This is a genomic window from Mycobacterium sp. (assembly GCF_025933915.1).
Lineage (GTDB): Bacteria > Actinomycetota > Actinomycetes > Mycobacteriales > Mycobacteriaceae > Mycobacterium.
This window is the reverse complement of record NZ_JAICZA010000114.1, coordinates 1-15,476: the sequence shown is the minus strand read 5'-3', so window position 1 is coordinate 15,476 and position 15,476 is coordinate 1. Positions and strand designations below refer to the sequence as shown.

The following is a 15,476-nucleotide window of genomic DNA, read 5'->3' as shown; positions in this document are numbered from 1 at the left end:
GTTGGAGTCGGCCGAGCCTTCGGAGTTCACCTTGACGAACCGATCCGACAATCGGCGGATCCGGATCATCAGCGCGGCCGTCGGGCTGGTGCTGCCGTCGAGATAGCCGCCCAGCTCCTCGGCGCTGACCCCGATGCGGGATGCGAATTCCTGCTGGGCCAGGCCCGATCGGTCGATCAGCAGCCGCACGTGGCGAGCCACTTCGGCGCGCTCGTTGGCGTCCAGGTGGGCGCGGGCGCGCTCGAGCACCTCCCACAGCGCCTTGGCGATGCCGTAGGGCCGGGTGCCTTCGAGGACCTCTTCGACCTGGCGGGCGGTGCGCCCGTACGGGTCGCGCTTCAACGCGCCTGCGATGCGCTTCCAAGTGGCGATGTCGCCGCCCTGCAGGGCGGAACGGATGGCGGCGGTCGGCCAGAACTCCACCGGCTGGTCGAGGTCCGGAACGGATCCGGACGGCCCATTACCGCGGTTGCGCTGCTCAGCGGCCGGCCGGCGGGGCGGTGGTGGGGGGCGTCGGTCTGGTGCCAACGTCACCTCGCCTCCTCCAGCATCGCCACCGCCACGGACAGGCAGCGCTCCCTGATCCCCTCCCAGTCCGAGTTGGCATCGGCTTCCGGCCCCTGGTCTTCCGGGTAGTCGCACGGATCGGGATCGGCGAGTCGACGGACCAACTGGGTGGCGATCCATTGCCGCCTGGATGATCCACAACAGTAATACCTGTCCATTCCTGCCAGCACCACCGCGGCGGTCTCGGGCTCCAACGAATCGACCATGTCTGCGAAGTCGGCATAATCGCGGCGACTGTTACGGCACATGATCAGGTAGCCCTTGAGACGCAGGGTCTCCGCGCCGGTCGGGACCAGCAACCGGTCGCCGGTGGGCAGCTGCACGTTGGTGGTCTCCACCGGGCTGCGCCGCGCGTACCTCGGCCGGTCGGTGGCCCCCGCCTGCTCGGCATCCGGGTCCGTCTCGAGGGCGTCGATCGCGACCGAGAGCCGACCCCGCCACAGCGTCACCGGGTGAACCGGCCGTTGCGCCCCCGCGATGGCTTTGGCGATGCCGTTGCGCGACGTCAGCCCGCCGACCAGCTTTTTGGCGCCCGGCGAACCGTTGCCATGGCCGTTGGTGGTCTTCTTCTCCCCCGGGGCCACCCCGACCGCGAGCTTCGCCTCGCTCAGGGCGACCTGGTGCGGGATCTGCCCGGGCCCCAGGCCGCGGGTCTGATCGTCATCAGGGGCCGCCGATGTCTGTCCGGCGTTGCGCCCGCAGCCACTGAAGGCCAGCGGATCGGTCACGCAGATCGCGTCGGGCGCCAGGTGCTTGAGCTTGGCCGCGGACTTGAGCACCATCCGCAGGTCGGCATTGGGTGCCACCAGCGCCGAGATGTCGTCGGGGATGACCACGACGTCGCCGAGGTCGACCTCCGGCAGCGGCCTGTCGAAGTCGACCGACGGCAGAACGCGGGACAGCCACGGCGGCAGCCACCAGTTCCACTGGGCGAACATCGCCATCAACGCCGGAACCATCACTAGCCGCACCACGGTGGCGTCCACGGCGATCGCGACCGCGCACGCCACACCGATCTCGGCCACCAGCGGCATACCGGCGAACGCGAAGCCGATGAACACCGCGATCATGATCAGCGCCGCGCTGGTGATGGTGCGGGCGCTGGTGCTGACGCCGTACGCGACCGCGTCACGGGTGTTACCGGAGTGCAGGAACCGCTCCCGGATGCGGGCGAGCAGGAAGATCTCGTAGTCCATCGACAACCCGAAGGTCATCGCGAGCACCAGCGGGGGAACGGTGCTGTCGATCGAGCTGATCTGGGCGAAGCCCAGATCCTTCAGCCACCCCCACTGGAACACCATCACCAGGCTGCCGTAGGCGGCCGCGACCGACAGCAGCGTCATCAGGACGCCCTTGAGCGCCAAGAACACCGAGTGAACGGAGACCAGCAGCATCACGAACGCGATCAGCGCGACGATCGCCAGCACCAGCGGCTCGGTCTTGGACACCTGGTCGTCGAAGTCCTTGATCAACGCGGTCGGGCCGCCGACCTCCACGCGTGCCGTTCCGAGCTCGGGGACCTTCGGCAGCTGGGCGCGCATCCAGCCCACGGCTTCGCGGGCCCGCATGTCCTCGGGATCCACCGACAACACCGCGGACAGCAGGGCGCTGCCGTTGTCCTCGGCGAATTGGGGAGGCGACACCGACACGATGTTCGGCGCCTGCGCCATCCGCTGCCGGACCGCGCCGACGGTGTGGCTGTGTTCGGGTGAGGCCGCCCCGCCCTCGGGGAAGTTGATCAGCACCCGGATCGGGCCCAGCGCGCCCGGACCGAGCGCCTGGGCCGCCGCGCCGACCCCGGCGCGGATTTCGTGGGACGAGTCGAACTGGCGTAACAGGCTGTTGCCCAACACCATCGACGCCGCGGGCGCGGCCATGAGGAGCAGCACCAACGATGCCGCCAGCGCGGACATCCACGGCCGGCGCATCACCCACCCGATCCACCGGTTCCAGAACCGCGACTGGGTGCTTTCGGGCCGCCGCGACCAGTGCAGGAAGCCCGACCGCTTGGCGGCCGCCCGCCCGAACGTGGCCAGCGCCGCCGGCGTCAGGGTCGTCGAGGTCAGCATCGCCACCGCGACGGCCAGGATCGCGCCGGTGGCCATCGATTTCAGCGCCGGGGTGTTGATCACGTAGATCCCGGTGAGGGAGGCGATGACGGTCGCCCCGGACAACACCACGGCCAGTCCGGAGGTGGCCATCGCGGCGTCGACGGCCTCGCGGGGCTGACGTCCGGTCCGCAGTTCCTCCCGGAAGCGCATCAAAATGAACAGCGAATAGTCCACCGCGAGCGCGATCCCGAACATGGACACCGTCGAGGTCACGAACACCGACATGGTGGTGTAGGCGGACAGCAGGTAAACCAGGCCCATGGTCACCACGACCGTGCAGATGCCCAGCGCAAGCGGGATCGCCGCGGCGGCCAGTGACCCGAATACGGCGAGCAGGACGATCAGGATGACCGGCAGATTCCACTTCTCGGCGGCGGCGATGTCGTGCTTGGTGTTGGCGGCCGCGGCGGCGCTCAGCGCGCCCTGCCCGATGACGTAGAGCCGCACCCGCCCATTCGCGGTCTGCCCGGGTTGATCGCCCTTGATGCCCACCTTCGTGCGCAGCTTCTTGGCGACGTCGCTCGTGTTACGGGAATCCAGCCGCACCGACAACACGTACGGCCGGTCGGGTTGCGGCGGCCGCTGGGCGGGGTTGGGGATCTCCGCGGTGCCCGGGATCTCGGCGGCGAGCCGCCTCAACTGTGCCACCGCGTCGTTCATGTCCTGGTAGCTGGCGTCGGCGCGAGGGGCGGCCACCAGCGCCAGCGACGATCCGCCCTGGTCGTGGTAGAGCTCCTCGAGCTGGTCGTGGACCGCCAGCGACTGGGAACCGGCCACGTCGAAACCCCCGCCGGTGAGGTTTCCGGACTGCGTCAGCGCCAGGTAGACCGCCGGAACCAATGCCAGCAACCAGCCTGCGAAGACCAACCAGCGGTACTTACGCAGGCTGCGGCTGAGGCGCATCATTAACTGCTGGATTTTTCTCGCTCCCCGGTTCTCGCATAACGCGTGCAGGCGACGATACCGCAGCACACTGTGCTATATGTGGGCTTATCTAGTTCCTGAGCTGCGGTGACAGCGTCGTTGCCAAGACGCTGCGAAGTCGTTGTGAACCGGTGATCAAGCGGGATCTCGGTCACATACGCAGTTCGGGGCTGGCAGGGGTTATATCGGCGATGGCAGGATGTCGGTTGGCCTGGCGGGGCCCCGGGGGACGCGGGGGACCCAGCGATCAGTGGGGCCGTCTATTGCGGCCGTTTGCGAGGCGCCGACTTTTGGCGGGCCGCCGCGAACTGTGAGGAGCTATTCATGACGACAGGCAGCGCTGGACGGCGTCGCAGAATCTTCGCCGGGCTCGTCGCCGCCACCGTGCCCGGTGCCGCCCTCGCGGTGCTCGCCGGGCCGCCGGCGACCGGCGCCAACGACCCGTGCGCGGCCAGCGAGCTCGCCCGGACGATCGGCTCGGTCTCCAAGTCGATGGGTGACTACCTGGATTCGCACCCGCAGACCAACCAGACGATGACCTCGATGATGCAGCAGCAGGCCGGGCCGCAGTCGTTGAACGGGCTGAAGTCCTATTTCGACGCTAACCCCAAGGTCGCGGGCGATATGACGTCGATCGCGCAGCCGCTGACCAACCTGTCGCTGCAGTGCAAACTGCCGATCTCGATTCCCCAGGCGATGGGCATGATGCAGCAGGCGCAGGGCGCGGCCGGTGCGCTGCCCGGTAACCCGTCGGGCGTCTCGCCGCTGGGCGGGACGGGCGCTCCTCCCGCCGCGCCGCTGCCGGCTCCTCCCGCCGCGACCAACCCGCTCCCGGGCCCGCCGCGCGGCAACACCGTCGGCTAGTTGTCGGTTTCCGGATTCCGATCGGGCGGTAACGGCCCCTGCAGGGCGGTCTCGGTCGGGTCGGCGGACGGGTCGCTCGGCAGCTGCACGATGGGAAGCGGACCCGTGATCGGATCGTCGTCCGAATCGGCGACGTTCTCGGTGCGGAACACGAAGAAGAACACCACCCAGCCGACCGCGGCGATGAGCAGCCAGCTGATCAGCCGGTAGATCAGCATGGCCGAGATCGCGCTCGACAGCGACATCCCACTCGAGACCAGCCCCGGCACCAGCACCGCCTCGACGACCAGCAGACCGCCGGGCATCAGCGGGATGGTGCCGACCGCGCGGGCGGCCGCGTAGGCGACGGTCAACCCGGCCACCGACGCGTGGTCCCCTGCGGCGTAGGCGGCGAACCCGAGGCAGGCGACGTCGGCGACCCAGTTGAACATCGACCACCCGAACGCCACCCCCAGGTCGCGCCGGCCCAGGCTCACCGATTCGAGTTGCCTCAGCGTCTCGCGCCACTTGTCCAGGCCGGTGTCCGCCGGCCGCCCGCGAACCGAGTTGACCCACGCCAGAACCCGGCTGCCGATGCCCTCGATCAGCTCCGGCCGCGAAGCGACGGCCTGCGCCAGGAGCAGCAGCGCGACGAAACCGCCGAGGGTGAACAGCAACGAGAACGGGTTGTTCTTCGCGCCGAGCAGGAAAGCCCCGCCCAACCCGAGCAAAGCCAATCCCACCGCCTGCAGCACGCCCGACATCACCAGCTGCCACGACGCCACCACCGTCGAGGCGCCCCAGAGCCGCTGCTGGCGAAACAGGAAAGTCGCCGACAGCACCGGTCCGCCGGGCAGCGTGGTGCTCAGCGAGTTGGCGGCATAGAACGCGGCCTCCGAACGCAATTGCTTGACGTGCACCCCGGCCGACCTGAGCAGGGTGCGCTGGATCTGAGCAAAGCTGTGCATCGACGCGGCCGCCGCCACCACCGATGCGAGCAACCACCACCAGTTCGCCTCGTACAGGCTCATCCAGCCTTTGGCCAGCTGATCCCAGCCCAGTGAAACCTCGACGGCAAGCACGATGGCAACCATGCCGAGGATGACCCACCGCACCCACCAGTACTTCCCGCGCGGGGTTTGTTCGCGCGGGAAGTCGAGATGGTGGGCGGGCGCGTCGTGCGACACGTGATTTAGGGTAACGGTGCAGGTGGCGCCGCGATCGCTGCGCGCCGCCGACTGTGTCGCCGTCGTGACCGGATCGTGCCGGCTCCGACGGCTGCAGGCGACCCGCAGGCGCCTCGGAACGGGTTCGGAGCGGCACCAGCGCCCCTTGCGGCCGATAGGCTGGCCAGATGTCAGCAAACATCGACGACGCCTCGGTTGAACCCGTCATACGCAAGACCGCAGCCTGGGCGTGGCGGTTGCTCGTCATCCTGGCGGCCGCGGTCGCCCTGTTGTGGGTGATCCAGAAGCTGGAAATCATCGTCGTTCCGGTGCTGGTGGCGCTGCTGTTGAGCGCGTTGCTGCTGCCGGTGGTCGACTGGCTGGACCAACGGGGCCTGCCCCGTGGCGGCGCGGTGGCGTTGGTGTTGCTGGGCGGCTTCGCGATCCTGGGCGGCATCCTGGCCTTCGTCATCCTGCAGTTCATCGACGGTCTGCCCGGTCTGACCGAACAGGTGGCGCAGAGCATCGAGTCGACCCGCCGGTGGCTGATCAACGGGCCGACGCATCTGCGCAGCGAACAGATCGACAGCGCGGGCAACGCGGCGATCGAGGCGCTGCACAACAATCAGGCGAAGCTGACCAGCGGTGCACTGTCTACCGCGGCTACCGTCACCGAGCTGGTCACGGCGGCGGTGCTGGTGCTGTTCACGCTGATCTTCTTTCTCTACGGCGGGCGCAACATCTGGCAGTACGTGCTCCAGGTCATCCCGTCGGACGTTCGCGCCCGGGTGCACGAGGCTGGCAAGGCCGGGTACGGGTCGCTGATCGGGTATGTGCGGGCCACCTTTCTGGTGGCGCTGACCGACGCGGCCGGGGTCGGTGCCGGCTTGGCGATCATGGGCATCCCGCTGGCGCTGCCGCTGGCCTCCTTGGTGTTCCTGGGTGCCTTCATCCCGCTGATCGGTGCGCTGATTTCGGGCCTGCTGGCTGTGGTGGTCGCCCTGTTGGCCAAGGGCATCGTGTACGCGCTCATGACGCTGGGTGTGTTGATCGCGGTCAATCAGGTCGAGGCCCACCTGCTGCAACCGCTGGTGATGGGCCGCGCGGTCTCGATTCACCCGCTCGCCGTGGTGCTGGCCATTGCCACCGGCGGCGTGCTCGCCGGGATCGTCGGCGCGCTGCTGGCCGTCCCGACGGTCGCATTCCTCAACAACGCGTTCCAGGTGCTGCTGGCGCCGAATCCCGAGGCGGAAGCCGAAAAACAGACCGAGGAGGCGGACGAGACGAACGCCATCCTGCAAGCCGAACCGGACAAACCCGGGGACGGCTCCGGCTGATACAGCTTCAGCAGGCGCCGAAGCGCTTGCCCTATAGCCGTCCCTCGCGCCGCAGCAGATCCGCCGCGGACAGCCCGCCGCCGGAGCGGCGCCGCTGCCGCGCCGGGTCTCCGTTTTCGGCCTGGCCGCGCGGGTTCACCTGCTCGCCGGCGGCGTCGCTGTTGGTGTCGTCGGGACGGTTGCCCGGGACGGGGATGGCCCGCGTCTGATCGCCGGACGGCGGCGTCGCCGGCGCCGGGGGCCGCTTCGGCGCCTGCGGTGCCTGCGGCGCCTTTGGTGCGGCCGGCCGGTCCCGGGCAGGGGCGCCCTGTGCCGAGAACCGCGTCGTCTTGGCTTCGGTCGGCTGACTGGGCCGGGCCGGGATGCGGGTGGTGTCCACGCTGTCGTCCGCCCCGGATCGCGTCGTCGTCGTGCTCGAGGACGGTTCTTGCGCGGGCCTGGGCTCCGGCGGGGCGGCCGGCCCCGGGTGCGCCGGGCGCGACGGCTCCAGCGGGCCGGGATGGGTGGGGTCGTGCGGTGGGCGAGGTGCCGCGGCGACCAGGCTGGCCGCCACCGGCGGCCGCGCGGGCCGCCCGTTGAGCGTCGGCCGCTTGCGCTCGTCGGGCAGGTCGATCTCGCCCAGCCCGATCTTGTTCTGCAGCCGGCGGGCCCAGCGCGGCGCCCACCAGCAGTCGTCGCCGAGCAACTTCATCACCGACGGCACCAGGAACATCCGGACGACGGTCGCGTCCAGCAGCAGCGCCGCCATCAGACCGAACGCCAGATACTTCATCAACACCAAATCGGAGAACACGAACGAACCGGCGACCACGGCCAGGACCAGCGCGGCGGCCGTGATCAGGCGCCCGGTGGTCGCGGTGCCGATGCGGATGGCCTCGGCGGTCGACATGCCGCGTTCGCGCGCCTCAACCATGCGCGAGACCAGGAACACCTCGTAGTCGGTGGCCAGACCGAAGCCGACGGCGACAACCAGCGCGATCACCACCACCATCAGCGGGGTTGGCGTGAAATTCAGCACCCCCGACAAGTGGCCGTCGACGAAGATCCAGGTCAGGATCCCCATCGTGGAGCCCAGCGTCAGCGCGCTCATCACCGCGGCCTTGACGGGCAACACCACCGAGCCGAACGCCAGGAACATCAACAGCATGGTGGCGCCGAGCAACAGCACCAGCATCAGCGGAGCCTTGTCGAACAGGCTGTGGATGCTGTCCTGTTCCAGCGCCGGCGTGCCGCCGACGTAGATGTTCAGCCCCTTCGGGGGGTTCACCGCCCGCAGTTCGGTGATCTTCTTGGCGGCGTCATTCTTATTGACCAGCCCGTCCTGGATCACCCGCACCGAGCCGTCCTTGGGCACCGTCGTCCCGTTCGGGCCCGCGACGCAGGGGTTGCCGGCGATGGTCGGGCAGGCGCGCTCCTCCCATTGCTTGTCGGTGAACCCACCGATCGACGAAATCCTGTTGCGGATGTCGGCCACCTGCTGATCGGTGACCTTGCTGTGGTTGTCGCTCTGGATCACTACCGTCAACTGCTCGGTCCGGTAGCCGGAGAATCGCTTGTCGAAGTGTTCCTGCGCCAGGCGTACCGCATTGTCGGGCGGGAGGTACTTCTCGCTCATGCCCCCGAACGACAGGTTGCCCAGCGGAATGACCAGCAAGATCATGCCGACGGCGATCGGGATGGCGAACGCCAGCGGCCGCTTCATCACCCAGTTGACCAGCTTGCCCCAGAAGCCGGCCTCGACCTCTTCGCGGGTCTTCGTCTTCTGCAGCCGGTCGGCGAGCCAGTTCAGGTAGGCACGCGAATACTTCCAGTTGCGCAGGAACGGCACCCGGAACGCGGTCCGCACCCCCAGCGCGTCGACGTGCCGACCGAGGATGCCCAGGCACGCGGGCAGGAACGTGATCGACAGCAGCGCGGCGAGCCCCACCGCCGCGAAGATTGCGTAGGTCAGCGAATGCACGAAGCCCTGCGGTAACACCAGCAGGCTGGCGCTCGAAGCGATGATCAGCACCGCCGAGAACGTCACGGTGCGACCGGCCGTCATGACCGTTCTTCGCACCGCGGCTTCGGTGTCGTAGCCCTCGGCGATCTCCTCCCGGAACCGGCTCACCACGAAAAGCCCGTAGTCGATCGCGATGCCCAGGCCGATCAGCGAGACCACCGGCTGGGCGAAGAAGTGCACCGGCCCGAACGCGGCGACCAGCCGCAGGATGCCCAGCGAGCCCGCGATGCTCAGCCCACCCACGATGGCCGGCAGGCCGGCGGCGACCGCGCCGCCGAACACCAGGAACAGCACGACCGCCACCAGCGGCACCGCGAGGACCTCCATGCGGCGCTGGTCGGTGGCGATGGTGCCGGTCAGGGCGTTGGCGATCGGCTCGAGGCCGGCCAGCTCCACGTTGCCGCCACCGAGCTTCTGCAGGTCCGGCGCGATGGCCTTGTAGTTGTTGAGGATGCTGTCGTCGTCGTCGCCCTTGAGCGGAATGGACACGAAGGTGTGCTTCTTGTCCTCGCTGACCATGCCCTTGATGAGCGGGTTGTCGCTATTGGGTGCGGCCAGCCAGCCCGCCCAGCCGACGACCTCGTCGGGATGATCGGCCTTGAACTTGTTGAGTTCGGCGACGACTTTGTCCCGCCATGCCGGGTCGTCGACCGTCTTTCCGTCGGGGGTGGTGAACGTCGCCACCACGTGGCTGGTGCGGTCCCGGCCGTAGGTCTCATCCCCCAGCACCGAGGCCCTGACGGATTGACTGCCTTCGTCGTAGAAGCCGCTCTGTGTAACATGCTTGCCCAGGCTGATTCCGAAAACGCCGCCGAGAAGACACAGAGCTACCGTGACCCCGATCACGATGTACCGATACCGGTACACAGTTCGACCCCACCAGGCGAACACGCAAGCTCCTTACTGGATCGTCAACGACCCGCGCACCGGTTTTCCAGTGTCACACACGCGCGGTCAACAGCGCTGACAGCGGCCGGAACGGCTGCAGCCACGCTCCCTGATCAGGCAGCGAATCTAGTCCGATCCGCGGCAACGGTTCCCGGAAGACGCCGGCGATGTCCTCCAGATCGACGAAGTCCAAGGTATCCGACGCTAGCGCCCAACTCGCCTGTTCGCGAAATCCGATCACTTGGACGCTGATTCCGGTTCGGGCGATCTCCTCCAGCGGCTGACGGAACGCTTGGCCGTCGGCCGACGCCACCACCAGAGCCGCCAGCCCTTCGGTGCGCCGCAGGTCGATATGGGCCAGCATGTCGCGGTCGACATCGCTGTCCTCGTCGATCTTCGGCTTGGCGAACACCGCGAACCCCACGTTACGAAGGGCGTCCACCCAGGGCCGGACGACGTCGGCGCTGCCCGGCGCGATGTTGGTGAACACGGTGGCCTCGGGTTCGACCACGGCGCCCGGATTCTCGGCGCTGACCTCGGCGGTGCGGGACAGCAGCCAGCGGCCCAGGGCGTCGAACCGCGGGCGCTCCAACGCTGTCGGGCGGCGGCCCAGGATCGAACCCAGGCCCATGTCGAGATTGGGGGCGTCCCAGACCAGCAACACGCGACCGCCCGGAGGCGAGAAATCGCCCGGGGCCGCGACGGCATCGCCGGACAGCACCGCCGGCGGCGCGACGGGTTCCGCTCCGGCGGCGGTCGCTTCAGTCAGGCTCATCACTCATCGCCTACTCATCGTCTAAGCCAAACGAACTCGGTGACGGCGCTACCCGCTTCTTGGGCTTTGGTCTCGTACTTGGTGGTCGGGCGAACGGTCGAGATGGGCAGCCGGCCGTCGGGGTCCGCCCGACGGAACCCGGATGCGCCCGCGCCGAGGGCGGCGATGTGTTCGGCGTAGCCGGCGTGGTCCGTCGCAATGTGCAGGACACCACCAGGGAGTAGCCGGTCGGCGATCAAGTCAACCGTGCCCGGCTGCAGGAACCGGCGTTTGTGATGCCGCGCCTTGGGCCACGGATCGGGGAAGAAGACGCGGACCCCGGTCAGCGAGGCCGGGGCGATGAGCCGCTGCAGCACGTCGAGCGCGTTGCCGCGGATCAACCGGATGTTGCTCACGTTGTCGCGGTCGATCGCGCACAGCAACTGCGCCAGCCCCCGCCGGTAGACCTCCACCGCGATCACATCGACATCGGGCTCGTCCTTGGCCATCGCCAGCGTCGATATGCCGCTGCCGCAACCGATTTCGAGCACCAGCGGTGCTTGGCGCCCGAACCACGAGCGGGTGTCGAGCGGCGGTTCGTCGCAGTCGGGTTCGCCGGCCGGAGCGCCCACTGACAGGCCGAGTTCGGGCCAGCGCCGTTCCCAGGTCTGGCGCTGGGCATCGGACAGGGCGGATCGTCGTGACCGGAACGCGGTCGCCGGGAGATAGCGCGCCTCGGAGCCGCCCGATTCCCCAATCGGGGTGTCGGGGGGCATTGCCACCCCGCGCTGCGCATGCATTTGTCCATGGTGGCCTATGAACCCCGGATGTAGCCGCCCCTGGTCCGGATTGATACCCAACAGTTGCCTTCAACTGGTAACTGATAAACGGTGGCTCGCATCTTGGTGACGTGGATGCCACCATTCGGTGGGACCGCCCGGCGCCGGCGCTGCACCCAGTAGCGGCAGAGCCGGCCGGGCGGGCGGGTCATTCGGACCGAACAGGCGGGATATGAGGGGACCAGGACACCAGAGTTTCGTCGACGAGCTGGCACGTTTTGCCGACGGCGTTGTCGACCCGCGCGTGACGGCGATCGCCCGGCGATCCGCCGCGCCCCTGCGCGTGGTCGTTCGCGGCCGTCCGGGGGTCGGTCGTCGCACGGTGGCCCGCGCCCTGGACCGGGCGGGCGCCGCGTGGGGCATTTCGGCGGACCTCGGGGTGCCGTCGTCGGCGCCCGATCCCGGCGCCGACGCGGTGGTCTACGTGGTCGCGGAGGTGATCAAGCCCGAGGACGCCCACGCCCTCGCGGCCGCCGAGCACCCCGTGGTGGCGGTGCTGAACAAGGCCGATCTGACGGGCTCGCTGTCGGGCCGCGGCGACGGGCCGATCGCGGCGGCGCGGGCGCGGTGCGCCGATCTGTCGGCGCTGGTCGGTGTGCCCCTGGAGCCGATGATCGGACTGCTGGCGGTCGCGCTCGACGGCCTGGATGACGGTCTGTGGGCGGCGCTGCATGCGCTGGCCACTCATCCCGGCGCCGCCGCGTGCCTCGATGGCTCGTTCGCCGGGTTCCTGGGGTCGGGCGCCCCGGTGCCGACCGGCGTGCGTCAGCGCTTGCTGGACACCCTGGATCTGTTCGGCACCGCGCTGGCCGTCGCCGCCATCCGCCAGGGCAGGACCCCGGCGCAAGTGCTCACCCTGCTGCGCCGGGTGAGCGGTGTCGACGCCGTCCTGGGCAAGGTCGGCGCGCTCGGCGCCGAGGTTCGCTACCGGCGGGTGCTCGAGGCCGTCGGGGAATTGGAGGCGCTGGCCGTGGGCGGCGGCGGGCTGGGCGAGCAGATCGGCGGATTCCTGTCCCGCGACGACACGGTGGTCGCCCGGATGGCGGCGGCCGTGGACCTGGCCGAGGCCGCCGGGTTGGACGCGGACGATTCCGGGTTCGCCGACGCGGCTCGCTACCCGTCCGCGCACCTGCCCCGCGCGGTGCGATGGCAGCGCTACAGCCGCGCCTCGATGAGCGAACTGCACCGCACCTGCGGCGCGGACATCGCCCGCGGATCGCTGCGGCTGTGGTCGCAGGCCCGCGCGTCACTGCCGGGGGAATCCTGGTGAGCGGCGAGGGAAACAACGATCCCGTCGCGCAGGTGGATGCGTTGGTGGCAGCGGCCGCGCCGGGTTTGGATCCGCCGGCCGTTCACCGCCGCGACGTGGTGTTGGTGACCGGCCCGTGGATGGCCGGGGTGAGCTCCGTGGCCGCGGCGCTGGGGGATCGGCTGCCGCAGCACAAGTTCGTGGAGTCGGCGGACCTGGGACCCGGCGAGGTGCCGTTGGCGGTGGTGTTCGTCGTGTCCGCGGCGTCCCACCTGACGGCCTCCGACTGCGCCCTGCTGGAAGCCGCGACCGAGCACACCGACGCGGTGGTGGGGGTGGTGTCCAAGATCGACGTGCACCGCACCTGGCGTGAGGTCGTCGCCGCCAACCGCGCCGCCCTGGCCGCGCACGCACCCCGCTACGGCCGGGTGCCCTGGGTGGGTGCGGCGGCCCTGCCCGATCTGGGTGAGCTGGACGTTGACGAACTCGTCGACACCGTCTCGGCGCAACTCGACGACGCCGACCTCGCGCAGCGAAACAGGTTGCGGGCGTGGGAATCTCGCTTGCAGGCTGTCATGCGGCGGATTGACCGCGACGTCGAGGGCTCCGGTCGGCGGGCACGGGTCGAGGCGCTGCGGGAAGAACGCAGCACCGCGTTGCAGCAGCGACGCCAGGCCAAAAGCGAACGCACCATCACGCTGCGCGGTCAGATCCAGCAGGCCCGGGTGCAGTTGTCCCACTCCGCGCGTAACCGGTGCGCGACGGCGCGCACCGAACTGCAGGAACTCGCGGCCGGATTGTCGCGGGGCGACATGTCCGGCTTCGAGGCGCACACGCGCGCCCGGCTCGACGAGGTGGTGGCCGAGGTCGGCGACGGCACCGACACGCACCTGGCCGACGTCGCGCAGGTGGTGGGTGTGCCGATGGACCTGCCTGGGCTCGAGAAGCTCCCGCAGGTGGACGTCTCGGCGCCGCCGCTGAAGTCGCACCGCCAGGAAACCTGGCTGATGATCCTGCTCGGCGTCGGGTTCGGACTCGGGGTGGCGCTCACGCTGAGCCGGCTGATGAGCGGCGTGGTCTCGCGGCTCAACCCCGCACTGGCCGTCGTCGCGGCCGTGGTGTGCGTCGTGATCTCGGTGGCGCTCACCTTCGTGGTGATCAACATCCGCGGCCTGCTGCGCGATCGGGCGTTGCTGGATCGCTGGGCGGGCGACGCGACCGCCTCGCTGCGGTCGGTGGTCGAGGAACTCGTCGCCACCCGGGTGCTGGTCGCCGAGGCGGTGCTGAGCAAAGCGTTGCTGGCCCACGACGAGGCCGAGAACACGCAGGTGTCGGCCGCCGTCGGCGTCATCGACACCGAACTGCGCGAGCACGCGCTGGCGGCCGCGCGGGCCGCGGCCGCGCGGGATCGCGAGATGCCCGCGGTCGCCGCCGCGCTGCAGGCCGTGCGTGCGGAACTCGGAGAACCGGGTATACCACCGGCTGAAAGTCCAGCCGGCGACGTCGGCGGCGAGGACACTGAAAAACCCGCTTCGAGGAGCGAAGATGGCGACCCGTTGGGAGCTTCTGAATCGTTGTTGTGAGAAGGCTTATACCTGCCCGAGACCTCCCCGACAAGCTCCTCACGATAACCTGTAGTTAACGCCACCAAGTCCTTAATTATGTGGGCGACGGCATACCGAGCAGCACCAGCCCGATACGCAACGAATCCAGGAGAGTTCGATGACCTCAGCGACCATTCCCGGTTTGGACACAGCACCCACGAACCACCAGGGCCTGCTGTCATGGGTGCAGGAGGTTGCCGAGCTCACCCAGCCCGACCGGGTGGTTTTCGCTGACGGCTCCGACGAGGAGTTCAACCGGCTGGCCACCCAACTGGTCGAGGCCGGCACGCTGAAGAAGCTGAACGAGAAAAAGCGTCCCAACTCCTACCTGGCGCTGTCCGACCCGTCCGACGTGGCCCGGGTGGAGTCGCGGACCTTCATCTGTTCCGAGCGCGAGATCGACGCCGGCCCGACCAACAACTGGATGGACCCGTCCGAGATGCGGTCCACGATGAAGGACCTGTACCGCGGCTGCATGCGTGGCCGCACCATGTGGGTGGTGCCGTTCTGCATGGGTCCGCTGGGCGCCGACGACCCGAAGCTGGGTGTGGAGATCACCGACTCCGAGTACGTCGTCATCTCGATGAAGGTGATGACCCGGATGGGCAAGGCCGCCCTGGAGAAGATGGGCGACGACGGGTTCTTCGTCAAGGCGCTGCACTCGGTGGGTGCGCCGCTGGAGGACGAAGCGGGACTTAAAAAAGAGGACGTGCCGTGGCCGTGCAACGACACCAAGTACATCACCCACTTCCCGGAGACCCGCGAGATCATGAGCTACGGCTCGGGCTACGGCGGCAACGCGCTGCTGGGCAAGAAGTGCTACGCGCTGCGGATCGCGTCGGCCATCGCCCACGACGAGGGCTGGCTCGCCGAGCACATGCTGATCCTCAAGCTGATCTCGCCGGAGAACAAGGCGTACTACATCGCCGCGGCGTTCCCGTCGGCGTGCGGCAAGACGAACCTCGCGATGCTCGAGCCCACCCTGCCGGGCTGGAAGGTCGAGACGATCGGCGACGACATCGCCTGGATCCGGTTCGGCGAGGACGGCCGGATGTACGCGGTGAACCCGGAGAACGGTTTCTTCGGGGTGGCGCCGGGCACCGACTGGCACACCAACCCGAACGCGATGCGCACCATCGCCAAGGGCAACTCCATCTTCACCAACGTCGCGTTCACCGATGACGGCGACATC

The 15,476-nt window shown here is 69.0% G+C and carries 11 protein-coding genes; 5 read left to right on the top strand and 6 right to left on the bottom strand.

Annotated features, from left to right (window positions below):
- Together Q0W90_RS17280 and Q0W90_RS17275 are read right to left on the bottom strand one after the other, a co-directional pair.
- Positions 1–534: XRE family transcriptional regulator (locus tag Q0W90_RS17280; RefSeq protein ID WP_297699184.1), on the bottom strand; the 534-nt coding region annotated here is incomplete at its 3' end.
- The gene (locus tag Q0W90_RS17275; protein WP_297699186.1) at positions 531–3,584 is read right to left on the bottom strand and encodes an MMPL family transporter; all 3,054 of its coding nucleotides are present in this window, start codon (positions 3,582–3,584) and stop codon (positions 531–533) included. The genes Q0W90_RS17275 and Q0W90_RS17280, both read right to left, overlap by 4 nt.
- Positions 3,585–3,926: 342 nt before the next feature.
- On the opposite strand from Q0W90_RS17275, the gene Q0W90_RS17270 reads away from it, so the two are divergent.
- Positions 3,927–4,466: a hemophore gene (locus Q0W90_RS17270; protein ID WP_297699188.1), complete on the top strand. Its 540-nt coding sequence runs from the start codon at positions 3,927–3,929 to the stop codon at positions 4,464–4,466.
- On the opposite strand, the gene Q0W90_RS17265 is transcribed toward Q0W90_RS17270, so the two are convergent.
- Positions 4,463–5,632: a YbhN family protein gene (locus Q0W90_RS17265; RefSeq protein WP_297596104.1), complete on the bottom strand. Its 1,170-nt coding sequence runs from the start codon at positions 5,630–5,632 to the stop codon at positions 4,463–4,465. The genes Q0W90_RS17270 and Q0W90_RS17265 overlap by 4 nt on opposite strands.
- 167 nt (positions 5,633–5,799) lie before the next feature.
- Between Q0W90_RS17265 and Q0W90_RS17260 the strand changes: the two genes are divergently transcribed.
- Complete coding sequence (locus Q0W90_RS17260) at positions 5,800–6,948, top strand: AI-2E family transporter (RefSeq protein WP_297596102.1); 1,149 nt, start codon at positions 5,800–5,802, stop codon at positions 6,946–6,948.
- A gap of 31 nt (positions 6,949–6,979) precedes the next feature.
- Here the strand turns inward: Q0W90_RS17260 and Q0W90_RS17255 are convergent, their stop codons facing one another.
- From Q0W90_RS17255 to trmB, 3 genes are read right to left on the bottom strand one after another with little or no spacing between them, the layout of a single operon-like run.
- The gene (locus Q0W90_RS17255; protein ID WP_297699190.1) at positions 6,980–9,841 is read right to left on the bottom strand and encodes an MMPL family transporter; all 2,862 of its coding nucleotides are present in this window, start codon (positions 9,839–9,841) and stop codon (positions 6,980–6,982) included.
- A gap of 49 nt (positions 9,842–9,890) precedes the next feature.
- Positions 9,891–10,613 carry an NYN domain-containing protein gene (locus Q0W90_RS17250; protein ID WP_297775378.1) on the bottom strand — a complete coding sequence of 241 codons (723 nt, stop codon included), beginning with the start codon at positions 10,611–10,613 and terminating at the stop codon, positions 9,891–9,893.
- Between the two features lie 14 nt (positions 10,614–10,627).
- On the bottom strand, positions 10,628–11,410 hold the full coding sequence (gene trmB, locus Q0W90_RS17245; RefSeq protein WP_297699198.1) for a tRNA (guanosine(46)-N7)-methyltransferase TrmB: 783 nt from the start codon (positions 11,408–11,410) through the stop codon (positions 10,628–10,630).
- Between the two features lie 193 nt (positions 11,411–11,603).
- Between trmB and Q0W90_RS17240 the strand changes: the two genes are divergently transcribed.
- The 3 genes from Q0W90_RS17240 to Q0W90_RS17230 form a co-directional block, all read left to right on the top strand.
- Complete coding sequence (locus Q0W90_RS17240) at positions 11,604–12,701, top strand: hypothetical protein (protein ID WP_297596094.1); 1,098 nt, start codon at positions 11,604–11,606, stop codon at positions 12,699–12,701.
- Positions 12,698–14,263, top strand: coding sequence for a hypothetical protein (locus Q0W90_RS17235; protein ID WP_297775376.1), 1,566 nt, complete (start codon positions 12,698–12,700; stop codon positions 14,261–14,263). The genes Q0W90_RS17240 and Q0W90_RS17235 overlap by 4 nt, the downstream gene beginning before the upstream one ends.
- Before the next feature lie 139 nt (positions 14,264–14,402).
- A partial coding sequence (locus tag Q0W90_RS17230; RefSeq protein ID WP_297775374.1) for a phosphoenolpyruvate carboxykinase (GTP) occupies positions 14,403–15,476 on the top strand: 1,074 nt, incomplete at its 3' end.

Bases quoted from the DNA above. Each gene is read 5' to 3' on its own strand.
- Q0W90_RS17275 (WP_297699186.1), bottom strand. From the start codon at position 3,584: ATGATGCGCCTCAGCCGCAGCCTGCGTAAGTACCGCTGGTTGGTCTTC.
- Q0W90_RS17270 (WP_297699188.1), top strand. From the start codon at position 3,927: ATGACGACAGGCAGCGCTGGACGGCGTCGCAGAATCTTCGCCGGGCTC.
- Q0W90_RS17260 (WP_297596102.1), top strand. From the start codon at position 5,800: ATGTCAGCAAACATCGACGACGCCTCGGTTGAACCCGTCATACGCAAG.
- Q0W90_RS17250 (WP_297775378.1), bottom strand. From the start codon at position 10,613: ATGAGCCTGACTGAAGCGACCGCCGCCGGAGCGGAACCCGTCGCGCCG.
- Q0W90_RS17240 (WP_297596094.1), top strand. From the start codon at position 11,604: ATGAGGGGACCAGGACACCAGAGTTTCGTCGACGAGCTGGCACGTTTT.